Here is a 14,303-nt window from a genome sequence, read left to right on the forward strand (position 1 = left end):
CAGCGTGAAACGGAGGTCGTCACCATGTCCGGGAAATCCCCATGTGGGTGAACACACCACACACCCGACGATCACACAAGGTTAAATCTCAAGCTTAGAGCGTCCGCCAGTGGGTCATCGGATGCGTGGTGTGCGGGGTCGTGTGTCCCAGCGGTAGCGGGTCCAGGCTTGGCGGATGAGATGGCGGACGGTGACGAAGATGCAGGCCAGAGCGATGTAGAACTCGACTGTGTTCTTGCGTCGCTCGGTGCAGCGGCGGAGTCTGCCGAAGTTGTTCATCCAGGAGTTCGTGCGCTCGACGACCCAGCGTCCGCCGGCCTGGATTGGGGTCTTCTTCCCGCGTGGGGTGATCCGGGCGTCGATGCCGCGTGCGGCAAGGTCCTCGCGGACGGGGCGGTAGTCGTAGCCGGCATCCAGGCCGAGCCGCGGGTGTTCCGGCAGAGGGCCCAGGGCCTTCTCGAGATCTCGGTACGCGTCCAGCGTGGCGGGCAGGAGGGTGTGATCGCGGATGTTCGCGCCTGCGGGTTCGGTGACCAGGGGTATGCCCTGCGCTTCGGTCAACTGCGAGCGCTTGAGCCCCTGTTTGCCGCGGTCGACCGGGCTTCTTCCGGAACACTCTCCACCGGACGGCGCTTTGGTGATGCAGCCGTCCGCGACGAGGTGCTCGAGCTCGAGGCCGATCATGCGGTCGTAGGCGGACAGGGCCAGCAGCCGCAGGTCCTCCATGACTCCGAGCTTGATCCACTCGTCCCGGCGCCGCCGGAGTGTCGTGGCGGAGCAGTACTCGTCGGCCGCGCGTTCGTATCCGCAGCCGAACACCAGCACCTGGACCAGACGGTCGAAGACCACAGCGTCCGGGATCCGCGGGTTGTGACAGCCCAGCGGATGGTGGTCTTCGCGGTCGGGCAGCAGCGCGAGGAACTGGTCGCGGACGGGCTTGAGCAGGCATGATGGGACAGCAGGCACGGACACCCCGAGTGATCATGAAGCGTGAAGAACTCCATGATCGGGGACCGTGCCTGCACCACTTCACCCACCTACTGGCGGACGCTCTTACTGTGCCGCTCCTCGCCCATCAGCCGCTCCGGGGTGACGACCGGGTCTTGAAGTTCCAGGACGATGATCTGATACCGCGCAAGCAGCCCCCGCGACACGGCCGACGCCAAGCTGAGCTTGTACAGAACGGGCCCGAAGACCTTCTCGTCGTCCATGGAGGCCGCCGTCTCACGCGGCAGCGGATCACGGGCCCCCTCCGCAACCTCCCAATGCGCAGACCGTTCCTGCCAGATCCGCGGCGTCGCCGTCAGGTACAGCCGCCGGTGCGACGGGATGACGCCCTGGTCGTGGACGTCGGCCCACGCCTTGCCCATCGAGCCGGACGTCCGGTGCGCCTCATCGACCACGGTGAGGTCCATCGGGGCCAGTTGCTGGCCGTAGGCGCCCTCGAACGCCTCCGCCAGGACCCCCAGCGAGGCGAACGTCCCGAAGACGGCCACCGGCCCCTCGCCGTGCCACAGCGCCAGCTGCACAGCGTTTGTGGTGGAGCGCACCTTCAGGCTCCACAACTCAGGGTCGTCCTGGAGCGAGCACACCGCAACCGCCCGCTGAACGGGCGCTGGCCCACCGCGAGACGGACCCGTCTACCGGCATCGAGTTCCGGCTGCGGAGCGGCCTTGACGGAGTCGTGCAGGATGACGACCTCGCGGTGATAGACCTCCCGCCCCGCGCCGGAGGCAAGCTTGTCGTTGCGGGACTGGTCGCCGCCACCCACGTCGTCATCCCGGCCACGCTCGATGAGGACGGCCGGATCGGTGCCCGGGAAGCGCTCGACACGATCCGTCAGGTCCAGGAGACCTACAACCCAGATCTGACCGTGGTCGGGATCGTGCCCAGCATCGTGCCCGGAGGCAAGAGCACCCTCGGCGACGCCATCGGCAAGTTCCTCGCGGACACCTCCGGGCCGCTCTACCGAGACGACCTCGCCATCCCCCGCTACTCGGTCCGCCAGCAGACCCGCTTCGCTAAGGTCCCGATCACCACGCAGACCGGCAAGGAAGCGACCGCGCTCATGAAGGTGTACGACGACATCCTGACCGCCGCAGGGGTGGCCGCGTGACCAAGAACAACCTGATCGCCCAGGGCATGGAAAACCTGAAGACGGAGGCCGCTCAGCGTACGAGCCGGATCCCCCGTGCGGCTGATGCCAACAGGGACCCTGCCCTGCCCCAGCAGTCCCAGCCGGCCGAGACACCCGCCTCTGTCCCCGCGCTGATGCCGCCCGCGTTCGAGGCGTCCACCCTCGACGGGATGGACGAGGCGAAGCAGGTCGAGACGCTGGAGTCGGCCTACTGGGATGCCGACCGGGCGGAGGTCCGCAGCTTCCAACTCGCGAAGATGCGAGCCAGTGTCGTCAAGGGTGAGCTGCTGCGACTGCTGCTCGACCGGCGCGCGCCCGAGCACCGCGGGCTGACCGTCGGGGACTACGCCGAGTCGTTGGGCGTCAAGCGCCAGTACGTGTACGACCTCATTGGCGCGGCCCGGAACATCCGAGTGCTGGCCCCGCTCATCGAGGAGACCTCCACCCCCGTCGTGGCCTCTCAGGCCGCCGTCCTCGCCCCGCTGTACGAGGCGGACCCGGAGGCCGCGAGCCTGGTGCTCCAGGCCGCCAAGGACACCGGCAAGCTGTCCGCTGCGTCCCTGACCGACGCGGCGCGCGAGCTTGGACTCCTCCTGCCCCGCGCGGCGGTAGAACCTGCCCCGAAGCCCACGCCCCCCGTGCCCACTTCGCCCACCTACGCAGTGAACCGGCTGGCCTTTGCCGACGCCTACAAGGTGCTCGCGCCGAAGCGCATCGAACAGTTGGTACAGGAGGACCCCGGCACGGTCCTGGCACAGGTCGAAGCCATCGAGGCAGAGATCACCAAGGTCCAGAGGCGCGTGGACGCCGCCAAGAAGGCGGCCCGAAACGCCATCGAGGCCAAGCGCTGACCCTGCGCGCCCGGAGCGGGGTACTGCCCGGTGTCCACGCCGGGCAGTACCCCGAGCGGCTCCGGACGGACTTGGTGCGGGAGACACTGGAACGGTGAGTACCGCACACCGCCGGGCCCTTGGCCCTGGCCCTGACGTTCCCGAGCAGTGCGCCCGTGCCGCGCGCACTGACCGTCGCCGCCCGCGCCGCCGTGGGGACTGGACCGCCGAACTGGCCACCGCCTCGGGCCGCCCGGCGGCGGCTCTGCCGGCCTGGGTGCGGTGCCAGGTCCCGTAGGGTTGGTGGCAGCCCGTGCCGATATGGCGTGCGTGGGTGAGGCCCGGTGCCCAGCCGTGCTCTGGGAGCGGTACCGCCGGGCCGTCCCGCCTGTTGGCCGTGCGTGGCTCAGCATCTGCGGCAGCGCCGTCGGCAGCCGGACCGCCGCGCGTACGACGGCATCCGTGTGCCGGCCCCGTCTGCTGCTTTTTCGCGGCCGGGTGGGCGGTGTTGAAGGTGTCCGTGTCTGTCGCGTCCGGGATCAGGCCGGCGGGCAGGGGGACGGGCAGAGGCTGCATCGGATCCTCCTCTCAGGCGATGCGAGAGCCACGCGTTGACGCGGCGCGTGTCCCTTGGGGCGAGGGGGGCGTTGGACTGTGTGACATGTGCGCTGGTCCGGGCCACCCCGCGGCCGGAGCAGCGCCGTGGGCGGCCCTGGTTCCATGCTCGGCGTCGGGGCCTCCCCAGCAGATCCGCGGTTCCCTGTCCTGGATCGTGCGGCCGGCGGCGCCGGTCCCTTCCCCGGGCCGGGGCTTCGCGCTGCCAGCGGCGCTCTATGGCCGCACTGGCCCGGGCCGTGGAGACGGGGTCTGCGCCGCCCGGCCCCTGGCAGCAAGCAGATGAAGATGGAGCCGACCGACAAGGGGTAACGCCGCTGGACGATCCGCTGGAAGGCGCTGCTGAACGCCTTCCAGATCGTCTTCAAGGCCGGCTCAGGCCCGGGCGGCAACTGGCTACATCAAACCAAGATCAGCCGTTAACTGGACAAGGCCCCGGTCGTGCCTGCCAGCGCGGGAAGGCACGACCGGGGTCTGAGTAAGGCTGGTCGGCGGCCTCTTCCTGCCCTCAGGCGATCACGCCCCGTGGCCGCGCTCTTTAAGAGTACCTATTGCTCAGGGTGGCGGTTCTTTGCATGAAGGAGTCTTTCCGTCATGAGCGCCACCTTCAGGGTCATGCCCAGGCATGACTTGTCACTTGCGGACTTGGCTGCGGTGCATGCGGCGGGTGGTGCGGTGATGCGGTCGGCGCATCCGGGGAACTGGTCGCCGAGCAACTTGAGTGTTGCGGCACTTGGCCTGCGGTGTGTGCTGACCGATCTGACGCTGACAGGGGCGGACAATATTTATCATCCGTCTGGGGTTATCGCGGGTCGGCGCCTCTATTCAGGGCTGTGCCGGAAGAGCAGGTCGCTTGTGACGCGGACCCCCGTCCGGGGGGTGCTCAGCGTCACCTGCCGGCCGGGCTCACCGAGTGGTTCCCGGAAGGAAAGAATCTTGCGCAAGCGCATTGTGATGCCTTGCGTAAAGCGGTTCCTGCGTCCGATGTCATGTTCTTCAGTGACTACCTGCTGGATGATTCAGAGTTTGCGCTGAGGTGTATGGAGATCGCGGCCGATGCCATGCCGCATCTCTGGCGGCGCATGAATGTTCCCGACCTCGGCGTTGTTGATGTCGCCTCGCAGGATTCTGGGCGACATCTTCGCCGGGGATGGCCGTCGGCTCAGCCGGGAAGCTGGTCTGACATCAATAGGGTGGGGGTATTCGGTGTCACCGGTGAAGACTACGGGTGGCTGGTTCCTGTCGAGGTCATGTGCCTGATGATGGCCGTTCTCGACGGGCGTCGCTTTGACACCGCTGAGGTCTACCACCTCAGCGGCGTCCACATGATCAATTACATATCGAGCATTGCCCCAGTAATCCACGACCTTTACGTCGCTCTGGCAGACGAGTTGGATCTTCCCAGTACTCTGACGTTTCACATCGCTCCGAGTGCCAACATGACCCTGGGGGTTCCCGCGAATGACCGGGTCGTTCTCGACCATCTTGTCGACTGCTACCTGGATGCACAGGAGAACCGTCAGAGCCTGGCCGGACGGCAAAGCGTTCAGGCAGAGCGCTTCCGGGCCCTGTCCAGACTGAACTGGGCAGCAGATTCCTGTGCTGTTCCGTTCTTCGACGTGAGGGAAGCGAACTATTTCTCCCAGTACGACCTCCTGGCTCAGGACGCTGAGTGGTACATGAGCCCCTGGGCCCTGGAAACACCGCTCGGTGAGGTCGGACGCATGGTATCGACCGTGAGCAAACTACGGAACCCCGGCAAGTGAACGAGATACGGAACAGGTCCCCCCATACGATTCAGATGCCGCGACTCGCCAAGAACCCGATGGAGAGCAGGCTGTCTCCTATCCGGGAGACTTTCAAGGCTGTGAAGGAAGACCTGTCGATAGCCAACCTCTGCCTCGGAGACCCCTACGTGGCTCCGCCGGACGTCGTATGCGAGGCATTCAAGAAGGCCATCGACGACGGTCGTACCCACTATGAGAACGATGCCGGCGCGCCGCGGCTTCGCGAGCTGATCGCCGAGCGGGAGAGCGCCGCGCGGGGTGTCGCGTTCCATCCCTACAACCACCTGGTCGTGACGAACGGCGGCACTAACGGAATCTATTCGATCTCGCGCGCTGTTCTCGACCCCGGCGACGAGGTGCTGCTGCCGGAGCCGATCTGGATTCCCTTCATCGAGATCACCAGGCTCCTCAACTGCACGCCGGTCTTCGTGCCCACGCAGCATGAGGGCAACTACCTGCCGTCCATTGAAGACCTGGAAGCCAGGGTCACCCCGAAGACAAAGATGGTCGTCGTCGTGTCGCCGGGGAACCCGACCGGGGCCGTGTACGACAGGGAGAAGATCGACGAGATCCAGAAGTTCTGCCTGCGCCACGGCCTGTGGCTGCTGCACGACGAGGCGTACAAGGACATCGTGTTCGGCGACCGTCAGCAGCACTCCCTGGTCGGGTATGCCCCCAACGTCATCGGGGTCAGGACGCTGAGCAAGAGCCACGCCATGACGGGCTTCCGGGTCGGATGGGTCATCTCCAGCAACGAGGACCTCATCGACCGGGTCCGGCTCAACGTCGCCTACAACGTGATGTGCGCCTCCACCCCCGGCCAGGTGGCCGCCGTGGCCGCTCTGGAAAAGGCGGCGGACTACCTGGACGAGATCGTCGACGAATACGGCAAGCGCATGCGGTATGCGGCGGAGCGGCTCCAGGACATCGGCTTCGACCTGCACATGCCGACCGGATCCTTCTACCTCTTCCCCCGGCACAACCACCCGGACGACATCGCCCCCCGGCTCCTTGAGGAAGCGAGGGTCGCCGTCGTCGACGGACGCCGTTTCGGACCGTCCGGCGTGGGCCATTTCCGGATCTCATGCAGCGTGGACATGCCCGTCCTGGAAGCCGGCCTCGACCGCATCAGCCAATGGTGGAAGGGCGAGGTCGCAGTCGGCCGCGTCACCCCCGCCTCACGCCCGTAGGGCTGAGCCCCCTACCCCCGCCACGGCGAGAGCCAACCCGGAAAGTGATGGCTGCGGATGAACCGTCTCCTCAGGCAGGCCTCTGCCGCCCTCATCCCCAGCCATCCCCAGGGACGCGTTCTGGCGCTCAGCGCTGTCCTGGATGCCACGAGCACCGGCGCCCTGCTGGGTTCCTTCGTCCTTTACTTCGTCGACGTCGCGCAGATTCCATCGGCCAAGGTAGCGCTGGCCAGTACCATCGCCGGCGCCGCAGCCCTCCTCGTCCCGGTCCCGGTCGGACGGCTCGCCGACCGCTACGGCGCAGCCAGGTTCTACATCCTGCTCCTTGTCCTGCGCGGGCTTGCCGGATTCCTTTACGCGTCCGCGTCCGGCTTCGCATCGTTCGCGGCCATCACTGTCCTGTTCACCACGGCTCACCGGGCCAGCCTGCCCATCCAGCAATCGGCGGTGGTAGCCGCGGTGGGCGGCCAGGAACGGGCCCGGACCATGGCCGCGGTGCGCGCCATCCGCAATGTGGGACTGACGCTCGGTTCCCTCCTCGGTGCCGCCGCCTTCGCGGCAGACCGGCAGACCTCCTTCACGCTCCTGTTTCTGGGTAGCGGCACTCTGTTCGTCGTAGCCGCACTCATCGTCCGGCCGGCCCTGACCCAGTACCAGGACCCTCAAACCCCTGAGCCGATACCGAAAACACCGCGTCAGGTCACAGCCACCGCAAGGTCATCACCGTTCCGGGACCGGTGGTTCATGGCCCTGACCGCCGCCAATGCCGTGTTCTTCCTGCACGACACCCTGCTCTCGGTGATGCTTCCGGTCTGGGTGATCGAGCACACGGACGTGCCGGCCGCTCTCGTACCTCTGCTCAGCGCCGTCAACACGGTGCTGACCGTACTGCTGCAGGTCTACGTCGCCAGATTCGCCGAAGGATTCACCGCAGCCAGACGCCTGCTCCTGCCGGCCGGAACCCTGCTGGTCTGCTGCTGCTTACTGTTCGCTCTTGCCGGATCCGTGCCGGTCGGCTGGGCCGCTGCCGGCATCGTCGTCGCCGTCATCGCGCTTACCGTGGCAGAGAACCTGCATGCGGTTGCCGCCTGGGAGCTGTCAGCAGCGCTGAGCCCCCCATCGGCCCGTACCGAATACCTCAGCACGTTCAGCCTGGCCCTCGCAGGCCAGAAAGCCGCCGGGCCCAGCCTGCTCGTCATCGTCCTCATGCCCCTCGGACCCGCAGCCTGGGCCGTACTGGGAACCGCGTTTGCCGCCGCCACCCTGGCCTCCCGCACCGCCGCCCATCGCAGCGCCGCAGAACGGACAGACGACGGAGAACGCACGATCCCTCATCCCCCACCCCACAACCAGCAAAGCAAGGTGGCGCCGTGACGGAACACGTCCTGATAGTAGGAAGCCCCCGCAGCGGCTGGGACCTGCCGGCCCGAGTACGAAACGCACGGACCGGCACCCGGACCACCCTCATGTGCCGGCTCGACCCCGAACACCTCGCACGCCTCAGCGACATCACAGACCACACAGCCGTCATCGCTCTGCGCACCGACGCCCCCGACAGCGAGTGGACCGCACTCGCCGCAGCCGTCCACGCCCACTCACCGTTCACCCGGATAGTGACCTTCACCGAAACCGACCAGGACCGGTGCGCAGCAATCGGCGCGGCCCTGTCAGTACCGGCCCATTCCCCCAGCACCGTCAGGATGGTGCACGACAAGCAGGCCATGCGCGCTCGCCTCCGGGAAACCGGGGTCGACGACACCCCGAGCGTATTCGTCGCAGACCTTGAGGAAGCACGCACGTTCGTCCGGGTGCACGGCCTGCCGTGCATCGTCAAGCCGGTATCCGGCGCCGGCAGCGTCGGCATCGCGCTGGTGACAGCCGAATCAGAGATCGAACAGGCCGTGCAGCGGGCCACAGCCACAGGCCAGGCGATCATCGAGCCGTTCCATGTAGGCCCCCAGTTCAGCGTCGAGGCCCTCTCCGAGAACGGCGACCACTATGTCGTCGCCGTCACCCGCAAGTTCTCCGACCCTCACACGCTGGTGGAACTCGGCCACATCGTCCCCGCCGACCTCACCGGCGACGAACTCAACAGCATCCGCGACTACGTGCCACGGCTGCTGGCGGCTCTGAACGTCACGTCCGGCCCGACTCACACGGAACTCGTCCTCACTCCCAAGGGCCCCCGGGTGATCGAAACCCACCTCCGCATGGGAGGCGATGAAATACCCCAGCTCATCCACGACGCCACCGGCATTGACCTTCCCGGCTACGTAGCCAGACAAAGCGCCGGCATGAACGTCCTCGACCACCTCAGAACCCAAGCCGCCCAGACCACTCCCGCACGCCACGCCGCCATCTGGTTCGCAAGCCCACCCGCCTCCGGACTCCTCACCTCCATCGACGGCATGGACGAAGCCGGACAAACCCAAGCAGTCACCAGCGTCCAACTACTCATCGATCCCGGAACCCGCATCGGCTCCCTCGACTCCAGCACGTCCCGGCTCGCCTTCGCCCGAGCCATCGCACCCACAGGCCGCCAGGCGGTGGAAGCCGCCAGGCAAGCCATTGCCCGCCTCACCTTCGGCATCCGCATGCAAGCCCGTGACGAAGAGACCATCTGAGACCGGCAGAGACGGCCCGCTAGCCCGCCGCCCATCCGATTCAGAGGCTGCGAGGGCGCCGAGCCTGCCGCCCCTGCTCTTGTTGACCGGCAGTACTGCCACCTTCCCGTCCCGGAGTTCTCTTCACGCGGGCAAAACCCACCTCCCGGATGTCCGTTTTCCGGTTTTGGGTATTGCTTGCTCAGGGTTTCTGTGCTGTGGGGGAGTGTTCTGGAAGTACCAGAGAAGGTACTTCCGACCCCCCACTGGACAGGCAGTGATCCCGATGACGACGACCACTACGGTCTTCCGTAACGGACAGCAGCGTTCCGCGCTGTCTGCCGTGCCGGATGGCGGGCGGCGCGGGTTCAGCCTGCCTCTGGAGTACGGGCCGCTGGCTCCGGCCACCGCCCGGCACGCGGTCCGGCCCGTGCTGGAATCCTGGGGACTGGACGCGGACCGGGTCTACGACACGCTGCTGGTCGTCTCCGAGCTGGTCACGAACGCTGTCACTCACGCGCTTCCGCCGGTCGTCCTGCATCTGCGGGGTTCGGTGGACGCCTCAGGCCGGGTCCAGGTCCATGTCACCGACGGAGGGCCGCGCACAGAAACAGGCCACGGCAACTGGGCCGCCACCCGGCCCGAGGACGAACACGGCCGCGGCGGGCAGATCGTCTCCGCCCTCGCCGGCACCGGGACCGAGGCTGATCTTGACGGGCTGATCGACCACTGGGCAGACCTCGACGCAGCCTGACACCGTCCCGCATCCTGGGAAGCCCCCACACCGGAACAAACGGAAGAGGAGACCGGAAGCCTGTCTCGTCCCACAAAGCCGGAGGCGGCCGTGCGAGCGGACCAGCTGCTGCAAGCCCACACCGTGTGGTGGGGCGGCACTGTCCTGCTCCGCCCCGAGGGAGAACTCGACATCGCCACCGCCCCGCTCCTCGACCAGACCGCCACCTCGGTACTGGCCGCAGAGCCAGACCTCCTCTGCCTCGACCTCACCGCCCTCACCTTCTGCGACATCACCGGCCAGCACGCACTGCGCCGCCTCACCGACCAGACCCACGCCACCCACACCCGCCTGCACCTGACCGGCCTGCACCCCCGCCTGCGCTACACCCTCACCCGGCTGAAAACCCTCTCCCCCTGGAACCCACCCGTCCTCCAGGACTGACAGAGGCGGACTGCTGTCGGCTCAGCCCGGAAGCATCCCGCCCGGGCTGGAGGCCTGACTGACGCCGACCGCTGTGAGCCATCGGAGAGGGTGGGACTCTTGTGTCCCTGGAGCCCTGGCCCGTCCGGCGGCGGCTCGGCCGATCCCGGTCCCGTAGGGACGCGGCAACTCACGGCGGTTCGTCGTGCCCAGCCCGGTCGACGCCTTCAGCAAAGCTCTTCAGGGCGGGGGTCGAGTTCCTGGGCGGTGCCGCAGAGCGAGCACAGCCGGACACCGGGCCGGGCGGCTGCGGCCAGCGCCTGATCCAGCGACAGCAGGGGTGCGCTCTGCGGGGCCTCAGCGCAGTCGACGGTGTGCACCGCTGCCTGTGAACGCCCGCGCCGCCCGCCGAGGTCCTGGAGCACCCATCCGGAAGGCCGGCGGGCACCCTGGACCCGCTCGACGAGCGATGACGACTCCAGACGCTCGATGGGCACCGCGTCGTATGACGTGCCCTCGACCGGGTGCAGGTGATCCTGAGGACGCAGCCACATCCGGTACTCCGCGGGCTCCACACCGCCATCACCGGTGTTCCGGTATACCGGGATCGAGACGAGGTAGACCCACCCGTCGGGTAGTTGCTTCCGTGCGTACAGGCGCCCCACGACCTCCTGCTCACCGTCGGGCAGGAGCACCCGGATCGGCACCGGATCGAATGCGGAGGGCGTCGTCACCTGTCCACCCTAGGCACTTGGTGTTCACGGATTCGGGCGGCACCATTGCTGATTCAGTGGGGGCGATGCCGTGGGGCCCTACCCTGGGGCCACGGCCCGGGTGCCGACTGGTCCTCGCCCCGCCGCCTGTCAGGTCCCCTGCCACCCCCGTGCAGGGGACCTGACAGGCGGCCACGCCCGGCGTCATCCCACCCCGTACCGCATCGAGCACACGGCACCGCCAGAACCGGCGGCCCCGCGGCACCTACACGCCCTCCGTGCCCCGGGCCGCGCGCAGCGCCCCGGGGCACGGAGGGCAAAGTCAGGAAGCCGCCCAGGCCAGCCCGAGCGCGGCGAGCGCGGCGAGCCTGGCGCCAGTCAGCTTCCCGCGCCTGGTCTTGCTGTTGCTCAGAAACACCCCGAGCTTGACCTCCGTGCCGTCCTCCAGCCGCTCTACGTGGGCCCGGGGGACAGTCACAGAGCCCGTACGGGCCTTGTACTGGGCCAGGGCCGCCACGCCCCGCTCAAAGGCCCCCACGGGCGCCGTGGACGCCCCCACGGCCGCCACGGGCACCGCCGGGGCCTCCAGCTCCGGGGCGTGCGGGACGACGCCGATGGCCTCCAGGCGCTCATGCTGGCCCTCCGTCAGGGCCGCCCACACCTTCGGCTGCCGCTGCCGGGCGAGCCACCGGCCGATGTCCATCCCGTGCACCGTCACACCCGGCTCGACGTAGGCCAGGATGCTCTCCTCGGCGAGCATCTCCCGCACCACCGCGTAGTGCCGCTGCCACTCCGCCGGCCACGACGGATTCCAGTCCTCATCGACCTCCCGCAGCGCCGCCTCCCACTCCGGCTTACCCTCCAATGCGCCGGGGCGCCGCAGGTTCGACAGCCACTGCCCCACAGGCCGGCCCAGCACCGTTGCGGACCGGGGCGCGCACAGCGTCCAGTGCTCCTCGTAATACACCCGCGCCGCCGCCAGATTCTCCTGAAACCGCTCGTCCGCGACCGACCACACCATGCCCAGCTTCTCCAGCCGCTCCGCACGCTTACCGGTCATCTGCCCGGCGCCGTACGCGCGCCGCTGCTCCGCGACCCAGGTCCCCAGCGGGAACGCACCCTCCTTGTGCTCGTACGGAACCCTGGCGTGGGACTCACGCTGCGTGAACTGCTTGAGCTTCGCCCAGCCACGCGCCCAGTCCTGCCGCTCCGTGTCGATCACGTTGAACGACACCCAGTCCGCGACCATCACCGGATCACGTGGAGCCGCAAAACGAAGCAGCAGCCGGGATTCCTCCTCGCCTTCCTCAGGCGCCGGACCGATGTTCTCCGACGGCTGCGCCACTGCTTTCTGTGGCTCTTGCGGAATGGCAAGCAATTCGACGGCCTCTTCATCGTGAGCCCGCAACCCCTCCAATACCTTCACCAAAGGCCGGTACGATCCAGAGGTGAACATATCCTCGGGCTTTTCTCCGGGCTGGAGGAATACCGGAACAATAAGAGAGGCGAGTTTTCCCTCTCCCGGCTTCTGACGCAGAGCCCGGCCGATGGCCTGCACGATGTCGTGCGGCGCACCCTTCGGATCGAGGAGAGCCACCGAGTCCACGGCCCGGATGTCGACCCCCTCACCCAGCACCCGGCAGTTCGACAGCACGGCCCGCTGCGCGGTGCTCCCGAACCCTCCCAGCACCTCCCGCCGGCGCTCGGGCACATGCTCACCGCACAGCCAGTCCGCCCACACCCGCTGCGGGTACGCCTCGGGCTGATCCGCGTGCAGCTTCGCCGCCACCCGCACAAGCCCCTCCGCGTACGCCTGCGCCTCCACCGTGCGGTGATGGAACGTGATGCACGTGCTGAGGCTGTGCTGCGCCATCGTGTGCAACAGCGCGGCCTGGAGCGCCCCGAGACGCTCCCCGCGGACCTTCTCGGTGTGCCGCTCCTCGCCCATCAGCCGCTCCGGCGTGACCACCGGGTCCTGGAGCTCCAGCACGATGATCTGATACCGCGCAAGCAGCCCCCGCGACACGGCCGACGCCAAGCTGAGCTTGTACAGAACGGGCCCGAACACCTCCTCATCGTCCATGCTCGCCGCCATCTCACGCGGCAGCGCATCCCGCACCCCTTCCGCGACCTCCCAGTGCGCGGGCCGTTCCTGCCAGATCCGGGGCGTCGCCGTCAGGTACAGCCGACGGTGCGAGGGGATGACGCCCTGGTCGTGGGCGTCGGCCCACGCCTTGCCCATCGAGCCCGAAGTTCGGTGCGCCTCATCGACCACGGTGAGGTCCATCGGCGCCAGTTGCTGGCCGTAGGAGCCCTCGAACGCCTCCGCCAGGGCTCCCAGAGACGCGTACGTCCCGAAGATGGTCACCGGCCCCGTTCCGTGCCACAGAGCGAGCTGCACCGGGTTCGTCGTCGACCGGACCTTGAGACTCCACAGCTCCGGGTCGTCCTGGAGCGAGCACACCGCAACCGCCGGCCCCGCATGCCCCGCCGCCCGCCACGCCGAAACGGTCTGCGTCAGCAGGTCCAGCGTCGGCACCAGAACCAACACACGGCCCTTGGGAGCAAGGCGCTTCGCCGACGCGGCCGCAATGATGGTCTTTCCCGTCCCACACGCGGCGTGCACCTGTCCGCGCAGACCGCCCCACGGAATACCACCCGGCGGAATATCGAAACCGCGCACAATGGCTGTAACGGCCTCGATCTGATGGTCACGCAATTTCACGGCCATGCCCCATGTTCTCCTTTTCGCGGAATTCGGCGCGTAATCAGAAAGGGAATCCCGGTGCGAGATACGCGGCCCGGGGGTGTGGTGTCTGATCCCAGACTCTACACAGCATCCATGCGTGATGCATCACTCTCGCGTCAACTTCGCCCCTCAGTGTGAAGCATGACTCGATCATGCCCGCGACAGGCCGATTGTCCTGTATGCTGACAGGGCATCATCGAGCTTGACACCCCACCTCAAAGGGTGGGGGAGGGGTTCGGGTGGAGCGCAGCGGAGCCCGTCACTTCGGTTGAGGCCGGCACCCTGTCGGGCCGATGGTCCGTCAGTCCCGTTTGTGGGGTGGTGGCTGGGATTCCCAGTCTCTGCACAGGCCCGCATGTGATGCACTCCCTTGTAGCCAGCCTAGGCGGCCGCGCTTGCGCGGGTGCCTTTCAATTCGCGCTTGCGAGAATTGCCCCGCCTTTCGAATTCCGCTTGCGGAATTCCATTCCGGCGCTTGCGCCGGAATCCGAATTGCGCTTGCGCAATTCGCACTCTATGCCCC

The 14,303-nt window shown here is 67.6% G+C and carries 11 protein-coding genes and 1 pseudogene; 8 read left to right on the forward strand and 4 right to left on the reverse strand.

Features of this window, described 5'->3' with window-relative positions; genetic code table 11:
• Positions 1 to 114: 114 nt before the first annotated feature.
• Together ACFQ79_RS37600 and ACFQ79_RS37605 are read right to left on the reverse strand one after the other, a co-directional pair.
• Positions 115 to 966, reverse strand: coding sequence for an IS5 family transposase (locus ACFQ79_RS37600; protein WP_383592124.1), 852 nt, complete (start codon positions 964 to 966; stop codon positions 115 to 117).
• Between the two features lie 77 nt (positions 967 to 1,043).
• Positions 1,044 to 1,601 (reverse strand): annotated as a pseudogene (locus tag ACFQ79_RS37605) (helicase); the annotation flags it as partial.
• Between ACFQ79_RS37605 and ACFQ79_RS37610 the strand changes: the two are divergent.
• The 8 genes from ACFQ79_RS37610 to ACFQ79_RS37645 all read left to right on the forward strand — a co-directional run bounded on the left by ACFQ79_RS37610 (position 1,535) and on the right by ACFQ79_RS37645 (position 10,339).
• Entirely contained in the window at positions 1,535 to 2,116 is a 582-nt protein-coding gene (locus ACFQ79_RS37610) for a ParA family protein (protein ID WP_383592094.1), read from the forward strand. The pseudogene ACFQ79_RS37605 and the gene ACFQ79_RS37610 sit on opposite strands and share 67 nt — an antisense overlap.
• A complete protein-coding gene (locus tag ACFQ79_RS37615; RefSeq protein ID WP_383592097.1) occupies positions 2,113 to 2,988 on the forward strand; it encodes a hypothetical protein in 876 nt (291 codons plus the stop codon). Before ACFQ79_RS37610 ends, ACFQ79_RS37615 begins: the two co-directional genes overlap by 4 nt.
• Before the next feature lie 1,427 nt (positions 2,989 to 4,415).
• Entirely contained in the window at positions 4,416 to 5,348 is a 933-nt protein-coding gene (locus ACFQ79_RS37620) for a hypothetical protein (protein WP_383592100.1), read from the forward strand.
• A gap of 35 nt (positions 5,349 to 5,383) precedes the next feature.
• Positions 5,384 to 6,559, forward strand: coding sequence for a pyridoxal phosphate-dependent aminotransferase (locus ACFQ79_RS37625; protein ID WP_383592102.1), 1,176 nt, complete (start codon positions 5,384 to 5,386; stop codon positions 6,557 to 6,559).
• Positions 6,560 to 6,616: 57 nt separating this feature from the next.
• The gene (locus ACFQ79_RS37630; protein WP_383592105.1) at positions 6,617 to 7,933 is read left to right on the forward strand and encodes an MFS transporter; all 1,317 of its coding nucleotides are present in this window, start codon (positions 6,617 to 6,619) and stop codon (positions 7,931 to 7,933) included.
• Between the two features lie 92 nt (positions 7,934 to 8,025).
• The gene (locus ACFQ79_RS37635; protein WP_383592108.1) at positions 8,026 to 9,183 is read left to right on the forward strand and encodes an ATP-grasp domain-containing protein; all 1,158 of its coding nucleotides are present in this window, start codon (positions 8,026 to 8,028) and stop codon (positions 9,181 to 9,183) included.
• Between the two features lie 265 nt (positions 9,184 to 9,448).
• On the forward strand, positions 9,449 to 9,916 hold the full coding sequence (locus tag ACFQ79_RS37640; protein ID WP_383592111.1) for an ATP-binding protein: 468 nt from the start codon (positions 9,449 to 9,451) through the stop codon (positions 9,914 to 9,916).
• A gap of 90 nt (positions 9,917 to 10,006) precedes the next feature.
• Positions 10,007 to 10,339, forward strand: coding sequence for an STAS domain-containing protein (locus tag ACFQ79_RS37645; protein ID WP_383592114.1), 333 nt, complete (start codon positions 10,007 to 10,009; stop codon positions 10,337 to 10,339).
• Positions 10,340 to 10,545: 206 nt separating this feature from the next.
• Here ACFQ79_RS37645 and ACFQ79_RS37650 read toward each other — a convergent pair whose 3' ends face one another.
• Both ACFQ79_RS37650 and ACFQ79_RS37655 read right to left on the reverse strand, forming a co-directional pair.
• Positions 10,546 to 11,052 (reverse strand): DUF6233 domain-containing protein, encoded by a 507-nt coding sequence (locus tag ACFQ79_RS37650; protein WP_383592117.1) that lies wholly within the window; start codon positions 11,050 to 11,052, stop codon positions 10,546 to 10,548.
• Between the two features lie 301 nt (positions 11,053 to 11,353).
• Positions 11,354 to 13,762 (reverse strand): Helicase associated domain protein, encoded by a 2,409-nt coding sequence (locus tag ACFQ79_RS37655; RefSeq protein WP_383592121.1) that lies wholly within the window; start codon positions 13,760 to 13,762, stop codon positions 11,354 to 11,356.
• Positions 13,763 to 14,303: the final 541 nt, after the last annotated feature.

The sequence above is a fragment of the Streptomyces sp. NPDC056480 genome (assembly GCF_042795405.1).
Lineage (GTDB): Bacteria > Actinomycetota > Actinomycetes > Streptomycetales > Streptomycetaceae > Streptomyces.